Genomic DNA, 13676 nt, shown 5'->3' on the forward strand with positions numbered 1-13676 from the left:
AGAGTCTCTGCCGCAAATGATCAAGTAGTGCTGGCGGAATCACGAGTTACTAGGTAGGGCGGCGAACGCAATCGGCTTACCTCGATTTCTTCTTTCCTGCAATTCAGCTGGGTCTGCGCTCTCGATAGAGGGGCGAAACCAGTCCACTGTCGTGGTGACTCCCTCCCTAAGTGCCACGGGTGTCACTGCCGGAAAGAGCGCTCGTAGGTGGCTGCTGTCGGCTTGAGAGTGCGGGACATCGCCGACGCGATTGGACGAGTGCTTGCGCTGGACGGTGCGACCAGTGGCGGTCTCGATCACTCGAATCAGGTCCATGAGGGATATGCGGGTTCCGAAGGCCAGGTTCACGGGGCGCGGCTCGGAGGCCCGGCGGAGGAGCGCGTCCGTGAGGACGCGGCAGACAGTGCCCACGTACGTGAAGTCTCTCGTCTGAGTGCCGTCGCCGTGCACAGTGACAGGTTGGCCGGCGAGTGTGGCGCTGATCCACTTCGGGATGACGGCGGCGTAAGGATGGTCGGCTCGCTGCCCCGGGCCGTAGACGTTGAAGAAGCGGAACGGCAGGACCGGCAGGCCGTAGCTGTGGTGGTACGCCCCCAGGTACGCCTCGGTGGCGAGCTTGGTGACTGCGTACGGGCTCATCGGGGCGGTGGCCAGGCCCTCATGTTTCGGCAGGCATGGATTCGAGCCGTAGACCGAGGATGAGGAAGCCGCGATCACGTGCAGGTTGCCGGCACGGCGGGCGGCTTCGAGGACCTGGAGCGTTCCCGTCGCGTTGGCATGGTGGCTGGCCAGCGGATCTTTCACGGAGCGAGGGACGGATGGCAGAGCGGCGAGGTGAACGATGGCGTCCGCGCGGTGGAACGCCTCGTCCAGGAGAGCGACGTCCTGGATGTCACCTTCGAAGAAGTCGACGTCCAGGTCCGCGAGGTTCTGCTTCGACCCGGTGCTGAGGTTGTCGATCACTCGGATCTGGGTGATCGCAGGGTCGTTCGCCAGGGTCCGGGCGAGGTTGCTGCCGATGAATCCGGCGCCGCCGGTGATCACGATGTTCACGAGGAGGTTTCCCTTCAGAGAGCGTCGATGTGGGCGCCGGCCAGCCGGCGGCGGCAGTCGAGTACGTACGGGGCGTGAGCGGTGATCGCGGCGTAGTCGAAGGCGTCGTGGTCGGCTAGAAGAACGACGGCGTCGGCTGCGGCGAGGTGCTCCGGGGTGGCATCGACACGCTGGAGGTTCTCCAGAGCGGCAGCACGGGGGTGGGCATCGTCGTTCACGTGAGGGTCCGCGGCCTGGACCTCGGCGCCCATGCCTGTCAGTAGTTCCGCGATGCGAGCCGCTGGGGTTTCTCGGGCGTCGCCGGTATTGGCCTTGTAGGCCAGGCCCAGCAGCAAAATGCGGGAGCCGTTGAGCGCCTTCCTGCGCTTGTTGAGTGCGTCCACGAGGCGACGGACCACGTAGTCAGGCATGTGGTTGTTGACGTCGTTGGCCAGTTCGACGAAGCGGAAGCTGCGGCCCAGAGTCCGCTGGACCTGCCAGGAGAGGTAGGACGGGTCGATGGGCAGGCAGTGACCGCCGACGCCAGGTCCTGGCGTGAAGCGCATGAAGCCGAAGGGCTTGGTGGCCGCGGCGTCGATCGCGGCCCAGATGTCGATGCCCAGGTCGTGGGCGAACATTGCCAGCTCGTTGGCCAGGGCGATGTTCACGTGCCGGAAGGTGTTCTCCAGCAGCTTCGCCAGCTCGGCCTCCCTGCAGTTGGAGACCTGGACGATCGTGTCGACGAGCGAGCCGTAGAAGTCCTGGATGGCCGCTGCCGATGCGGCGTCGATGCCGGAGACGACCTTGGGAGTGTTCTCCAGCCGCCACTCCCGGTTGCCGGGATCGATGCGCTCGGGACTGTAGCCGAGCTGGAAGTCACGGCCGGCGGTCAGGCCGGAAGCTCGTTCGAGGATCGGGCCGAAGAGCTCCTCGGTCGTGCCGGGGTACGTAGTGGACTCCAGGACGACGGTCGCCCCAGGCTTGAGGTGACGACCGAGCATCCACGCAGCGTCCTCGACGTGCGAGAGGTCGGGGGCTCCATCCCGGAGTGGCGTGGGGACAGTGACGATCGCGAGATCGAAGTCCGTGCAGTCAGCCGTGTCGAGGCTGGCGCGATAGGCCCCGGAGGCCAGGAGCGGAACTAGCCTCGCGTCCGGAACGTCCTCGACGTACGACTCGCCAGCCATCAACCGCTTCACACGCTCGGCAGCGACGTCGAAGCCGACGACGCGGTGCCCCACCTCAGCAGCCCGGACAGCGAGGGGGAGCCCGACGTACCCCTGCCCCACGATGAGTACGTGCCGCGGCTGAACCTCGCTCTTCGTGATCATGCGGACCACCTCTTTGGAGTGGGTTGAGGACAGTGCGTGCAGAACTGCCGGGGCGCGGTTGTCCTAAAATGAGGAATGCCTCGGCCGTACGAGACTCGCTTGGCCGCCTGTCTCGGACGGCCGAGCGCCTTTTCCACGCGGGCTCGTCCGCGGGATAAACAGCTCGCCGGGGGGATGCCCAGGTTCGATACGATGGCGGCGGCCTGCAGACCCGACCCATCACCGTGCGTCACCCGACTGAGCGACCTGAGTGGTCGCGCCTGCTGCAGCCTCCCGACTTGGGCCCGCCGCGGCACCGCCGCCGGCGCCTTACGTACGAAATGGAGCATCCAAGGATGGCTCGACACCTGGTAACCAGCGCGCTTCCCTACATCAACGGGATCAAGCACCTGGGCAACATGGTCGGGTCGATGCTTCCGGCGGATGTGTACTCCCGGTACCTCCGCCAGCGTGGTCACGACGTCCTGTACATCTGCGCGACCGACGAGCACGGGACACCGGCCGAGCTGGCGGCCAAGGCGGCCGGAGTGTCGGTGGCGGAGTTCTGCGGGCAGGCCCACGACGCGCAGAAGGCCGTGTACGACGGCTTCCAGCTCGCCTTCGACTACTTCGGACGCAGCTCTTCGCAGCAGAACGTCGAGATCACGCAGCACTTCGCGCGCCAGCTGCACAAGAACGGCTTCATTGAGGAACGGGCGATCCGCCAGGTGTACTCGCCGGTCGACGGCCGCTTCCTCCCGGACCGGTACGTCGAGGGCACCTGCCCGCACTGCGGCTATGACAAGGCCCGCGGTGACCAGTGCGAGAACTGCACCCGCGTACTCGACCCGACCGACCTGCTGAACCCTCGCTCGGCGATCAGCGGCTCTACGGAACTGGAGGTCCGCGAGACCAAGCACCTGTTCCTGCTGCAGTCCAAGCTCCAGCACGAGGTCGAGGCGTGGGTCGCCCGGCACGAGGAGCAGTGGCCTCAGCTGTCCTCCTCCATCGCCCGCAAGTGGCTCACCGAGGGTCTGCACGACCGGGCGATTACCCGCGACCTGGACTGGGGCGTCCCGGTTCCGGCCGACACCTGGCCGGAGCTCGCGGCCGAGGGGAAGGTCTTCTACGTCTGGTTCGACGCCCCGATCGAATACATCGGCGCGACGAAGGAGTGGTCGGACGCTGCACCGGATGGCGAGCTGCGGGACTGGAAGTCGTGGTGGTACGAGGCCGACGACACCGTGCGCTACACCCAGTTCATGGCCAAGGACAATGTCCCGTTCCACACGGTGATGTTCCCGGCCACGGAACTCGGTGTCCGCGAGCCGTGGAAGAAGGTCGACGTCGTCAAGGGATTCAACTGGCTCACATACTACGGCGGCAAGTTCTCCACCTCCCAGAAGCGAGGCATCTTCACTGACGCCGCGCTGGAGATGCTGCCGGCGGACTACTGGCGCTACTTCCTGATCGCCAACGCCCCCGAGTCCGACGACTCCTCCTTCACCTGGGAGCACTTCGCCGCCACGGTCAACAAGGACCTCGCCGACACCCTCGGCAACTTCGTCAACCGCGTGCTGTCCTTCTCCCGCAAGCGCTTCGGGGACGACGTCCCTGAGGGCAACGCAGCCGGCGAGGTGGAGGCGCGGCTGGGAGACGCGATCGCGCGCCTGCTGGCCGAGTACGAGGAGCACATGGAAGCCCTCCAGTACCGCAAGGCCGGGGCCGCGCTGCGCGCCCTGTGGTCGGCGGGCAACTCCTACCTGGAGGAGAAGGCCCCCTGGCTGGAGATCAAGACCGACCCGGAGGGTGCGGCCCTGACCCTGCGTACGGCGATGAACCTCATCCACCTCTACGCGGTCGTCTCCGAGCCGTTCATCCCGGCTTCGGCCGCCGCAATGCGCGGTGCCTTCGCCCTGGAAGGCGACACCGCGACCTGGGTGACCGCCGAGCAGGCCAAGTCCCTGGACGCCGTTCCCGCCGGTACAGCCTTCACTGTGCCGCCAGTGCTCTTCGCGAAGATCTCGGAGGAGGACCTGGAGTCCTACAGGACCCGCTTCGGCGGCGCCGACGTCTGACGAGGCCCCGTGCGCCCGTACCGGCCCTGGCCTCATCGGGCGGTACGGGCGTTGAGACGCCCGGCCAGTTCGGAGGGCGGCACGTTCATGAGCTGGATTCGAGGGGTACCTTCGTCGATCTCGATCCATGTCACGCCTCCGGAGCCGGGCACATACTCGAGGTAGTGCTCGAAGCCGTGTTGCGTGAGCTTCAGCAGGAGGCAGGCGATCCCACCGCCGTGTCCGACCAGCACGGTCGTGCGGTGCGGTCCGGTGGATAGTTCGTCCCACAGGTGTGAGTAGCGGGCTTGTACGTCTTCGGATGATTCGCCGCCCGGCGTGCGGAGCTGGTAGATGGGGACACCTTGACGGTCGGCTTCTGCCGCCGCGAGGTCTCTGGGCCGGCCACCAAGATGGCCGCTGTTCTTCGCTGCCAGTCGATCGTCCACGCGTGCGTCGGCCGGCGTGAGCGGGGCCGTAAGGAGTGCGGCCGACTCACTACATCTGGACATCGGGCTGACGAGCATCTGGTCGGCCACGAGTCCGGTTGCGGCCAGGGTGCAGCCAACGGTGCGGATGTCGTCGCGTCCGCGCTCGCTGAGCGTGCCGCCGACAGCTCTGCCTTGGTGGATACCGCGGGCGTTTTCCTCGGTCTCACCGTGCTTGACCAGGTAGATGTGTTTCGTGCTCATGGTGGTCCGTCTCCCTTCTCGGTCAGTCCCAGTCGCGGACGTCGACGATGGCGGATACGGCGGTGACGAGATGGTCGTGGTCGGCTCGTGTCATGGCTGGGAAGCGGTCGTAGTGCCACTCGACGTAGAGGACGGAGATGAGGCCGATCGTCCCGTCGGCGATCAGCTTCGTGAGTACCGGGTACTCGGCGCCCTCGATGTCCATCTTCACGACGACGTGATCGTCCGGGGCGACGGTCTGGCGCAGCCAGGCGCTGAAGTCGATGGCGGGCACCGGGATCGGTGAGTCGTAGTCGATCTGCTGGTCGTACACCGGCGGAACCCGCTTGCCGGGCATCACGGTGGAGCTCTCGTGGTGGCCGAGGAACAGATCGATCACCCCGTCATGCGTCCATACGGCGCCGTGAGAGACCTCGACACGGGGTGAGTGGGCCGCCCGTTCGACTTCGCGGTGAATGGCGGGCAGCAGATCCTTGTTGGGTTCGAACGCGTAGAAGTCGTGGTCGGGGAGCTCGTGGATGAAGCGGCTCAGCACGATTCCGAGGTTGGTTCCGCAGTCGATGAAGACTTTGCGCATGAAGGACTCCCGTGGTCGGTCGTAATGGCGGGTAGGTGGATTTCCTGTACGACGCGGTCGGCGAGCAGGGCAAAGTCGCCGGTTTCCGGGCGGTAGCAGCGTTCCTGGTAGCGGATGGTGATGCGGCGCACCGGTTCCTCACCGCGGTAGGGAGGAAGGTCGCCCCAGTGGTAGAGCTGGCCGCCGGGGGCCTTGAGCCGGCGCAGCCGCCGGGGCAGCGGACCCTTCGGCGTACCGGCGTTGAGCTCGATAAACATCGCGGTCAGGAAGGCGATGTGCTCGCCTGCCTGCTCGTCGTCCGCTTGCGCTCGGCCATAGGTCTGCTTGAGATGCTGGAGTTCGGCGGGATCGTCTACTGCGCCGACGAGGCGGTCGCGCAGTACTCGGTCCCAGACGATGCCGAGGTGGCCGTGGAGGATGGGCTCGCTGGTGAGGAAGTAGCCCAGGACGCGACCGAACTCGCGCTCGTACGGGCACATGAAGTCGTTGTAGAGCCCGAGCTTCGCGCCGGAGGCCGTCTCCACCTGCCAGTTGACGCGTGCGGTGAACGGTGAGTCCCACCAGCCGAGGTGCCACGGCTGCCACAGCAGGTCAGCCGTGCTGAGGACGAAGACCAGGAGTGCGATGACGACGGCCGGCCAGCCGAACGTTGGGGCGTACTCCGGATCAGGGAGCAACGCCACGGTCAGCGCGAGTGCCGCGTTGGTGCAGATGTTCTCCCAGAAGAAGATGCCGGAGGCCAAGACGACTGCGAGGTTGAAAACGGCCGTTGCGGCCAACACGACGACAAGAAGACGGCGGTCGTGGAAAGCGATGAGGCCAGCGGCTTCGACCAGCACCGTCAGGATGTTGAGGGGGCGGTCCACAACGCGTGCGCGGCGCAGGATGCCGGTCACGGTTTCAGGGGGCAGGAAGCGTGCCCATCCCCAGGAGTAGGCGGAAGCTGTGAGGTAGTGGGTGCGGTTGTGCCAGGCCCAGGACCAGGGGCGCGGCCCGAGGCGGGCCTTGCTCCACGCCGGCTTGACGTAGTGGGAGAGCGAGACGCAGCCGAGAACCAGTACGAGGGCGGTTGAGGATTCTGGCGTACTGAGGACCGTCGCCACGAAGACCCAAGCGAGGTACGCCTTGACCAGCCGCAACGGCATCATCGCGTGGTGCTTCCAACCGCGCAGCCGGCCGCAGTAGACAGCGAGCCACGGCAGCATGGCTGGTGCCCAGAAGCAGGAAGACACCGCGAGGAGCAGCAGCACCACTTTGGCTTGGCGCTGCGGGCCGATGGGCTGGGTCACGTCGTAGTCGCTCGTGGTGCCCTGCCACGTCAGCAGGGCGACCACGAATACGACGAACCAGCGGAAGAGGCCGGGGGCGGGTGTGGGGAGGAAGGCGAGCAAGGCGGAGGGGGCGGCCGTCGCGAGCGTCACTCGCCAGAACGTCGGCCGAGAGGCCAGTGTCCGCACGGTTGGAGAGATGGCGAAGCGGTAGCAGAGCACTGTGGCCGCCACGCCCACGGCGGTGGTCACGTACACGGGCAGTGAAGGCAGCTCCATGGCCGCCTACCGGGTGGAGGGGGTAGGGACCCGCCCACCGGCTGCGGGCAGGGTCTCGAGGTAGGAGGCGATTCGCTCGCGGGGGTCTTGGGTGAGGTGTTTGTCCCGATGGCGTTCGACGTTGGCGCGAAGCTCCCGGGCCCGGTTGAGGAAGTCGAGTATCGCCCCGCGTTCGATCCGTTGAGCGCTGGTGCCGAGTTCCGCCTCGTGGACCACCTTGGCGCACCAGTGCTGGTCGTACGTGGGCAGCGGCACCAGGTGGACCGGTTTGCCGAGGACGAACGCTTCGCTGATGAGGTTGAAGCCGGCGTTGGAGAAGACGGCCTCGGAGCGCGCCAGGTCGGAGATGAACGACTGGCGGTCGAACGGGCAGATCTCGATCCTGTCGCCGGCGTACTGGCGCAGGTTCTCGACCTCGTCCGAGTGCGCGTAGATCCGCAAGGTCCGGTCTGGGACGTACTGGCGGAAGACGTCTGCGAGGGTGCGGACGGAGTCCTCGGGGCCGTGTTCGAAGTACCGCGAGAAGTAGGCCGTGGTCATCGTCCCGGTCATGACCTGGGCGGAACGGACGAAGTCCGGAACGACGGGGGCGATGAACTCCAGCTTGCGGTCGTCGGCCTTCAGGGGGACGTATGAGCAGATGAAGGATCGGTCGGCCCGAGGGGCGAAGTAGCGCAGCCGCTGCTCGTCGGCGGTGCGCGCGTACCGGCCGACCGGCGGCAGGTCGAGGTGCCGGTACTTGCTCTGCTGGTCCACCGAGATGAGGGGTCTGCCGAAGTGGTAGGCCAATCGCGGTGTGTTGGGCTCGTAGTCCGTGATGAACACATCCGGGACGCCGGTTTCCCTGATGGCCCGGCGCAGCCGCAGGTGTCGGCTGATGCCGGCGGGAGTCTGCCGGATGTTGGTGCGTAAGACGTCGGCTGCGTGGATGCGGTCGTCGCGGGCAAGGAGCGTCGGCATCCACCCGTCCCACGCGGGGAATCCGAGGTCGCGGAAGTACTCGACTCGCGTGCTCCCGTTGGTGATGATCCGTACCTGGTGGCCGCGGTCGCGCAGGTACTGGGCGATCACGCTCTGCCTGACGGAATGCCCCATGCCGATGCCGTTGACGCCGATGATCACGCTGAGCGGCTGTGTGAGTGCGGACACGACGATCCCTTCGTCAGGCGAGCCGGGTGATGACGTTGTGGGTGATGGCCGCGACCTGGGGGTCGGTGGCGAGCAGTCGGGACCAGTCAGTGGTGGCGGCGGTGAAGACGGTGCCGGTCGCCCTGTAGAGACCGAGGGTGGCCGCACGGGGGCTGGGCACGGGCTCGCGGGCTGCGAAGTTCCAATCGGAGGGCAGTGGGGCGATGCCGAGGATCTGGAAGCTCTTCGGCGTTCCGTCCTGGCCGGTGGGCCGCGGGCGTCTCCGCCCATCGATCTCGTATGCGGCGCCGTCGCATTCGTACCCGACGAGCGCGCTGTCCTGGCCGAATGTGTCACCGGTTTTGAGGCCGGTCCCGGAGAACACCCAGTGGTCCGCGTCGGTGACGGTGAATCCGAGGGGTGCGCGCGGGCCGTCCCAATGCCCGCCGCCGTTTCGGTAGCTCACGCCCAAGAGGGCGTTCTCAGGCTCCGACTCCCACCAGTGGTCGGGGCAGCCGTACGAGCTGTCCGGGTCTGTTCCGGCAGGGGCGTCGGGAGGGAACTTCGCGCACTCAAGGGCCGAGCGGTCCTCGTCGGCACTCACTCGCCACCAGCAGCTGTTGGCTCCGAAGTTGGCGATGTTGCCACCTGTGTCGCGGAAGGCGGTTACGTTCCGACGGGTCTGGGCGGTCCAGTATTCGTCGTGCCCGGAGGAGACCAGGAGACGATATCCGTTGCCGAGGAGTCGGCCTTCGTCGAGGTCGAGATCCGTGCAGTAGTCGCTCTGAATCCCGTTCTCCTCCATCCAGGAGATGAAGGGAGCATCCCAGTGCGCAAACGTCTGCCGAGGTGACGAGGTGTCGTACGGATCGGGCAGGCCCTTGACCGGACCGCCGACACCGCCGCCGGGTCGGCGCAGGGTCACCCGGGAGGCGCTGTAGAGGCTTCCACCCCCCGCTGTGTTGTAGGCGTGATAGGTGGAAACAGGGATCTTGTAGAGGACCTTGCGGCCCGAGGGAACGGCGGGCGTGACGACCAGAAGGAATCTGGCCTCGCGAGCGTCCATGACTGGCTGGCTCGGACGGACCCCCGTGCTCAGGACTCCGATGTAGACACCGGACTGCCAGTCTCGCGGAACGATGAAGTCGTAGGCTGGCCACTGCCAGTCCTCGTCGTACAGTCCGGGTACGGCGTCCCGTCCGGGCCACTCGACGTGTCCCGTGTGCTTGGGTGTCGAGCCCCAGCGGTAGAAGTCGAGCCGGAAGCGATCTGCGGAGGTGGCGATGTGAAGTCGGATGCTGCGGCCGGCGTGGACCGAGAGGGACGCCGGGTATCCGTTGATGCCGGTCATGAGTGGGCCTGCGGCCGGGCGACTCCGACGTAGTGGTAGCGATCGACCTGCTCGACGTGAGACTCCCAGCCCAGGGCGTCCAGCCGTTTCGTGAGCCCGCCGGCGTCGTAAAGAACCTTCACGGTCAGGTGCTGACTTCCGTCGGAGAGTCTCCGGCGCACCGTCGGAACCGCACGCCCCTCGATTGTCTGCTCGATCTCCGCCTTTGCACGGGAGTCGTCGAGGAAGACCACGCAGCCACCGGGCTTCAGAGCCTTCCGGAGGGCCTTCCAGAAGAGTTCCAGGTATGCGGGCGGCACATGGCTGAGCCAGAAAGCGAAGAACACGGTGTCGTACTGGCGATCAGAAATCTGGCTGAAGATGTCCGCCTCGATGAAGCGAGTCGTCGAGCCCTCCAGACGGCGTTTCGCGATAGCCAGCATCTCGGGCGCGGCGTCCACTGCGGTCAAGCTGCGGGAGCGCCCGGCGAGCAGGTGGGTCCACTGGCCCGTGCCGCACGCCAGCTCCAGGACGTCTCCGCTGATGGGCAAGCGATCGAGCACGGGCGAGAGCCGGGGCATCCCCATACGGTCCGCGTATGCGGTGTCGTACTCATCAGCCCTTGCGCGGTAGTAGGCGATCTGTTGCTCCGACCGTTCGGCCGATGCGCTGTGCTGCTCTCCGATCTCGAGCATCCTCAGCTCCTCCATGAACCAGTAGCGATCGACCGCCAGTTGGGAGCTCGGCGGGCTGACAAGGTCCATGACAGCGGGGCGCAGGTCATCCGTGTATCACGGCGGGCTAGTGAGGCCGTTCATCGGCGAGCACTCCGACTTTTCAACATCTGCTTACACACGACTTCGCACAGGGCAGACTTACAGTCCCGATCATGTTGACCGATGGGCAGGCGGTAACTGACGTGTCGAGGAGCCGTGCGGGATGGCGCCCGGACAAGCTCCGCGAGGTGCGCGAGGCACACGGATTAACCCTCGAGCGTGCCGGCGAGCGTTTGCGCGAAGTGGCCACAAGGGCCGCTATCACGGTGCCCGCAGCCAACTTTCAGACGCTCTGGCAGCATGAGCAGGGCGAGGTATACCCGGGTCCGCACTATCGGCGCGCGTACTGCCTTCTGTACCGCGGTACGGAACCCGAGCTGGGATTCCGCCATCCTTTGCCCGACGAGGCCACGCACCTGAACCTCACGCCGGCGACGGAGTCCCGCAACGGGGCCCACGTAGTCGCTGTCGAGCGGGCGCTCTCTCAGATCACGCCAGGCACGGATGCCAGCGGCGATCTCGACGTTCAACAGCGGATCATCGACGCGTGGAAGCGTCGGCACACGGGCGGAGATCCTCATCGCCCGTCTCTGCTCATCGTCGGCGGCTTCGCAGGGAGCGGAAAGTCGGAGTTCTCCCGCTTCATCTCCCAGCTCACAGGATGGCCGGTCCTCGACAAGGACCCGATCACGCGTCCCCTGGTCGAGCGGCTTCTGGTGGAGATGGGCAGCGAGCCCAACGACCGGCATTCCGAGCTCTACCGTGAGCAGGTGCGGCCCCTTGAGTACCAGTGCCTGCTTGAGACCGCCTACGCCAACATCGACTGCTCCATCAGCACGGTGCTGACAGCGCCGTTCGTCTCGGAAGTGATGGATGTCCGCTGGATCCAGCGCCTGACCAACCGATGCGAGGCCCGAGGCGTCAGCGTCTCCATAGTCTGGATCAAGTGCGATGTGGAAACGATGCGTGAGTACATCAGCTTCCGGTCCGCCGCCCGCGACAGCTGGAAGCTTCAGCACTGGGACGAGTACGTGAAATCCGTCGACGTCGAACTGCGCCCTGCCGTCGCCCATATGGTGGTGGACAACCGGCTCGGCGCGGCTATATCCCTCACTGACCAAGTACGACGGGTGTTGGGAACGGTGTTCTGATGAACCAGGGAATCCTGCTCTACGGGCCGCCTGCCGCCGGCAAGGACACGGTGACGGCGGCTCTCGCCGAACTCGACTCGCGTTATGTCCTCTTCAGCCGACTCAAAATCGGCAGCGGCAAGTCTGCGGGATACCGGATGGGTACCCCGGATCAGCTGGCGGATCTAGAGAGGCGGGGCGACCTTATCTACCGCAATGACCGATACGGAAACACCTACGCTGTCGACCGCCAGGGCCTCGGGCTGGCCATGGAGGGTGGGCGCGTCCCCATCCTCCACCTCGGCCAGGTCGCAGGTGTGAAGGCGGTGACCGCCAAGTACCTCGCCGCCTGGTCGACGGTGCTCATATGGTGCTCTCGGGAGGCCACGGCCCTCCGCTCGACCAGCCGAGGCGATCGCGATACGGAGGCCAGGCTCGCCGCATGGGATGCGACGGAGAAGGATCTCGCCACCAACGATCACCCCGGCTGGGACCTCCGTGTGGACACCGAGGTCTCCTCGCCTGGGGACGCGGCAGTCCTCATTGATCAGCTCGTACGCGCGTCTGTGTGACGAGCCTCCACTGAACTCAGGAGTTCGAGAGCACGGGAGACGGTGACGGGCCTGTCGTGGACCTCGTCCCAGAGGTGAAGGGCAGCGGCAATCTCTCGCATGAAGCGGTCCGGCAATCCCGACTCGGTGAGCAGATCTGCGGCGTCTTCCAGTTCGGGCGCCCACCGCCAGGCGCGAGCGGCCGTCTTGGGAATGTAGTCCGTCTCCGTCAGATAACTGCCGGCGCGCTTGGAGGCGATCTGCAGGAGCTCGTCCGCGACGCCGTTCGCGTCGGCCAGCCCGTATGCCACGGCGGCCAAGACGCGGGACGCCTTCTGATAGCTGGAGTACGCCAGCTTCAGAGCGGAAGCCTGTCCGATCTCACTTCCCAGGGAACGTGTGTGCACAGCGGTCCCCTCAAAGAGGTCGGCAACCAGCGCGACGTGCCGCGTGGGGCCTGAGAGGTAAAGCGTTGGCTGCTTCCCCCCTACCGGAGGAGAGCCGACGACAGAACCGTCGACAACGGCTGCGTCAGACAGACATGCGGCGACAGCTCGGACCCTCTGCGGAGTGATTGCGTTGGCCTCGACGTACGTCCCGCCGCGGAAACCGTGCTCGGCCACTGCTGCTGCGACCACCTCGGCGGCTGCCGGCGGGCACAAGGAGACCACCAGGTCGACGCGTCGTAGGAGCTGCCTGAGATCGTCGACTGCTTCCATGCCTGCTTGCTCCGCACGTTGCCTGGAAGCGTTGCTGCGGCCGACAGGGCACCAGAGGACGGTCGTGCCTCGGGCTCGGAGCTGGGTTGCGAAAGCCGCGCCCATGCTGCCTGGATGCAGCAGCCCCACCGCAGCGATGTCGGACTTCACTTAGTCACACTCCTCGAACAGTCATTGGCCAGCAGCAGCGCGATGGCCGCCTCCGCGTCGGGTACGCAATGATCAGGTGCGGCGAGCCGAACAGGCCACGAACGCCCGTTGTGGATCCAGATTGTGCCTAGGCCGGCTCGACGACCTCCATCAATGTCGGTCTCTGGGTTATCGCCCACCATCAAGCCGCCTTGGGAGAGGCGGGAGCCACACGCTACGGCTGCCGCCTCGAAGACGACGGCAGAGGGCTTTCGTGCACCGACGGACTCCGAGACGCAGACGCCATCAACGCGACCGACCAGGCCGGTCGCCTGGAGCTTGGCGTTCTGGATGTCAGTTGCCCCGTTGGTGGCGATACCGACTCGCCAACCGGTGGCTCGTAGGGCATCCATGCCCGTGAGCACCCGCTCAGGGCATCTGACCGCCGCCGCGATGTCGGAGCAGTACTGCCTCCAGAGCGAATCAGCGGAGGACGGGAGACGGTGCTCGGCCCGTATGGACTCGAAGGTGGCAGGGAATGCTCGCGCCTGGACCGACTCAACCAATTGCGTGGCGGCGTGGCCAGCGAGGGAGTACCGAGCGGCGAACTGAGCGGCCCAGTCTTGGATGGCACCGTTTCTGTCGATCAGGGTGTTGTCGAGATCGAAGAGCACCAGCTTCTGCATAGGTGACGACCC

13 protein-coding genes are annotated in these 13676 nt (G+C 66.1%); 3 read left to right on the plus strand and 10 right to left on the minus strand.

Annotation, left to right across the window (positions count from 1 at the left end):
* Positions 1-39: 39 nt before the first annotated feature.
* Both OG709_RS19665 and OG709_RS19670 read right to left on the minus strand, forming a co-directional pair.
* Positions 40-1053: an NAD-dependent epimerase/dehydratase family protein gene (locus OG709_RS19665; RefSeq protein ID WP_266922494.1), complete on the minus strand. Its 1014-nt coding sequence runs from the start codon at positions 1051-1053 to the stop codon at positions 40-42.
* Positions 1054-1067: 14 nt separating this feature from the next.
* The gene (locus OG709_RS19670) at positions 1068-2372 is read right to left on the minus strand and encodes a nucleotide sugar dehydrogenase (RefSeq protein ID WP_399963792.1); all 1305 of its coding nucleotides are present in this window, start codon (positions 2370-2372) and stop codon (positions 1068-1070) included.
* Between the two features lie 326 nt (positions 2373-2698).
* Between OG709_RS19670 and metG the strand changes: the two genes are divergently transcribed.
* Positions 2699-4420, plus strand: coding sequence for a methionine--tRNA ligase (gene metG / locus OG709_RS19675; protein WP_266922496.1), 1722 nt, complete (start codon positions 2699-2701; stop codon positions 4418-4420).
* Between the two features lie 32 nt (positions 4421-4452).
* On the opposite strand, the gene OG709_RS19680 is transcribed toward metG, so the two are convergent.
* The 6 genes from OG709_RS19680 to OG709_RS19705 are packed head-to-tail and all read right to left on the minus strand — an operon-like array spanning position 4453 to position 10368.
* Complete coding sequence (locus OG709_RS19680; RefSeq protein ID WP_266922497.1) at positions 4453-5091, minus strand: histidine phosphatase family protein; 639 nt, start codon at positions 5089-5091, stop codon at positions 4453-4455.
* Between the two features lie 22 nt (positions 5092-5113).
* Positions 5114-5668 carry an FkbM family methyltransferase gene (locus OG709_RS19685; protein WP_329167196.1) on the minus strand — a complete coding sequence of 185 codons (555 nt, stop codon included), beginning with the start codon at positions 5666-5668 and terminating at the stop codon, positions 5114-5116.
* Entirely contained in the window at positions 5620-7188 is a 1569-nt protein-coding gene (locus OG709_RS19690; RefSeq protein WP_329167198.1) for a hypothetical protein, read from the minus strand. The genes OG709_RS19685 and OG709_RS19690 overlap by 49 nt, the downstream gene beginning before the upstream one ends.
* Positions 7189-7221: 33 nt before the next feature.
* The gene (locus tag OG709_RS19695) at positions 7222-8364 is read right to left on the minus strand and encodes a glycosyltransferase family protein (RefSeq protein WP_266922500.1); all 1143 of its coding nucleotides are present in this window, start codon (positions 8362-8364) and stop codon (positions 7222-7224) included.
* Between the two features lie 13 nt (positions 8365-8377).
* Positions 8378-9694: a N,N-dimethylformamidase beta subunit family domain-containing protein gene (locus tag OG709_RS19700; RefSeq protein WP_266922501.1), complete on the minus strand. Its 1317-nt coding sequence runs from the start codon at positions 9692-9694 to the stop codon at positions 8378-8380.
* The gene (locus OG709_RS19705) at positions 9691-10368 is read right to left on the minus strand and encodes a class I SAM-dependent methyltransferase (protein ID WP_266922502.1); all 678 of its coding nucleotides are present in this window, start codon (positions 10366-10368) and stop codon (positions 9691-9693) included. Before OG709_RS19705 ends, OG709_RS19700 begins: the two co-directional genes overlap by 4 nt.
* A 194-nt stretch (positions 10369-10562) precedes the next feature.
* Here OG709_RS19705 and OG709_RS19710 point away from each other — a divergent pair, with 194 nt between their 5' ends.
* Complete coding sequence (locus OG709_RS19710; protein WP_266922503.1) at positions 10563-11600, plus strand: AAA family ATPase; 1038 nt, start codon at positions 10563-10565, stop codon at positions 11598-11600.
* Positions 11600-12151: a guanylate kinase gene (locus OG709_RS19715; RefSeq protein WP_329167204.1), complete on the plus strand. Its 552-nt coding sequence runs from the start codon at positions 11600-11602 to the stop codon at positions 12149-12151. The genes OG709_RS19710 and OG709_RS19715 overlap by 1 nt, the downstream gene beginning before the upstream one ends.
* Here the strand turns inward: OG709_RS19715 and OG709_RS19720 are convergent.
* Positions 12127-12999: a DUF1932 domain-containing protein gene (locus tag OG709_RS19720; RefSeq protein WP_323179497.1), complete on the minus strand. Its 873-nt coding sequence runs from the start codon at positions 12997-12999 to the stop codon at positions 12127-12129. The two genes, OG709_RS19715 and OG709_RS19720, sit on opposite strands and share 25 nt — an antisense overlap.
* Positions 12996-13664 (minus strand): HAD family hydrolase, encoded by a 669-nt coding sequence (locus tag OG709_RS19725; protein WP_266922505.1) that lies wholly within the window; start codon positions 13662-13664, stop codon positions 12996-12998. Before OG709_RS19725 ends, OG709_RS19720 begins: the two co-directional genes overlap by 4 nt.
* Between the last annotated feature and the right edge of the window lie 12 nt (positions 13665-13676).

Origin of the sequence: Streptomyces sp. NBC_01267, assembly GCF_036241575.1 — a bacterium.
Lineage (GTDB): Bacteria > Actinomycetota > Actinomycetes > Streptomycetales > Streptomycetaceae > Streptomyces.

Bases quoted from the DNA above. Each gene is read 5' to 3' on its own strand.
- metG (WP_266922496.1), top strand. From the start codon at position 2,699: ATGGCTCGACACCTGGTAACCAGCGCGCTTCCCTACATCAACGGGATC.
- OG709_RS19680 (WP_266922497.1), bottom strand. From the start codon at position 5,091: ATGAGCACGAAACACATCTACCTGGTCAAGCACGGTGAGACCGAGGAA.
- OG709_RS19685 (WP_329167196.1), bottom strand. From the start codon at position 5,668: ATGCGCAAAGTCTTCATCGACTGCGGAACCAACCTCGGAATCGTGCTG.
- OG709_RS19700 (WP_266922501.1), bottom strand. From the start codon at position 9,694: ATGACCGGCATCAACGGATACCCGGCGTCCCTCTCGGTCCACGCCGGC.
- OG709_RS19705 (WP_266922502.1), bottom strand. From the start codon at position 10,368: ATGCTCGAGATCGGAGAGCAGCACAGCGCATCGGCCGAACGGTCGGAG.
- OG709_RS19710 (WP_266922503.1), top strand. From the start codon at position 10,563: ATGTTGACCGATGGGCAGGCGGTAACTGACGTGTCGAGGAGCCGTGCG.
- OG709_RS19715 (WP_329167204.1), top strand. From the start codon at position 11,600: ATGAACCAGGGAATCCTGCTCTACGGGCCGCCTGCCGCCGGCAAGGAC.
- OG709_RS19725 (WP_266922505.1), bottom strand. From the start codon at position 13,664: ATGCAGAAGCTGGTGCTCTTCGATCTCGACAACACCCTGATCGACAGA.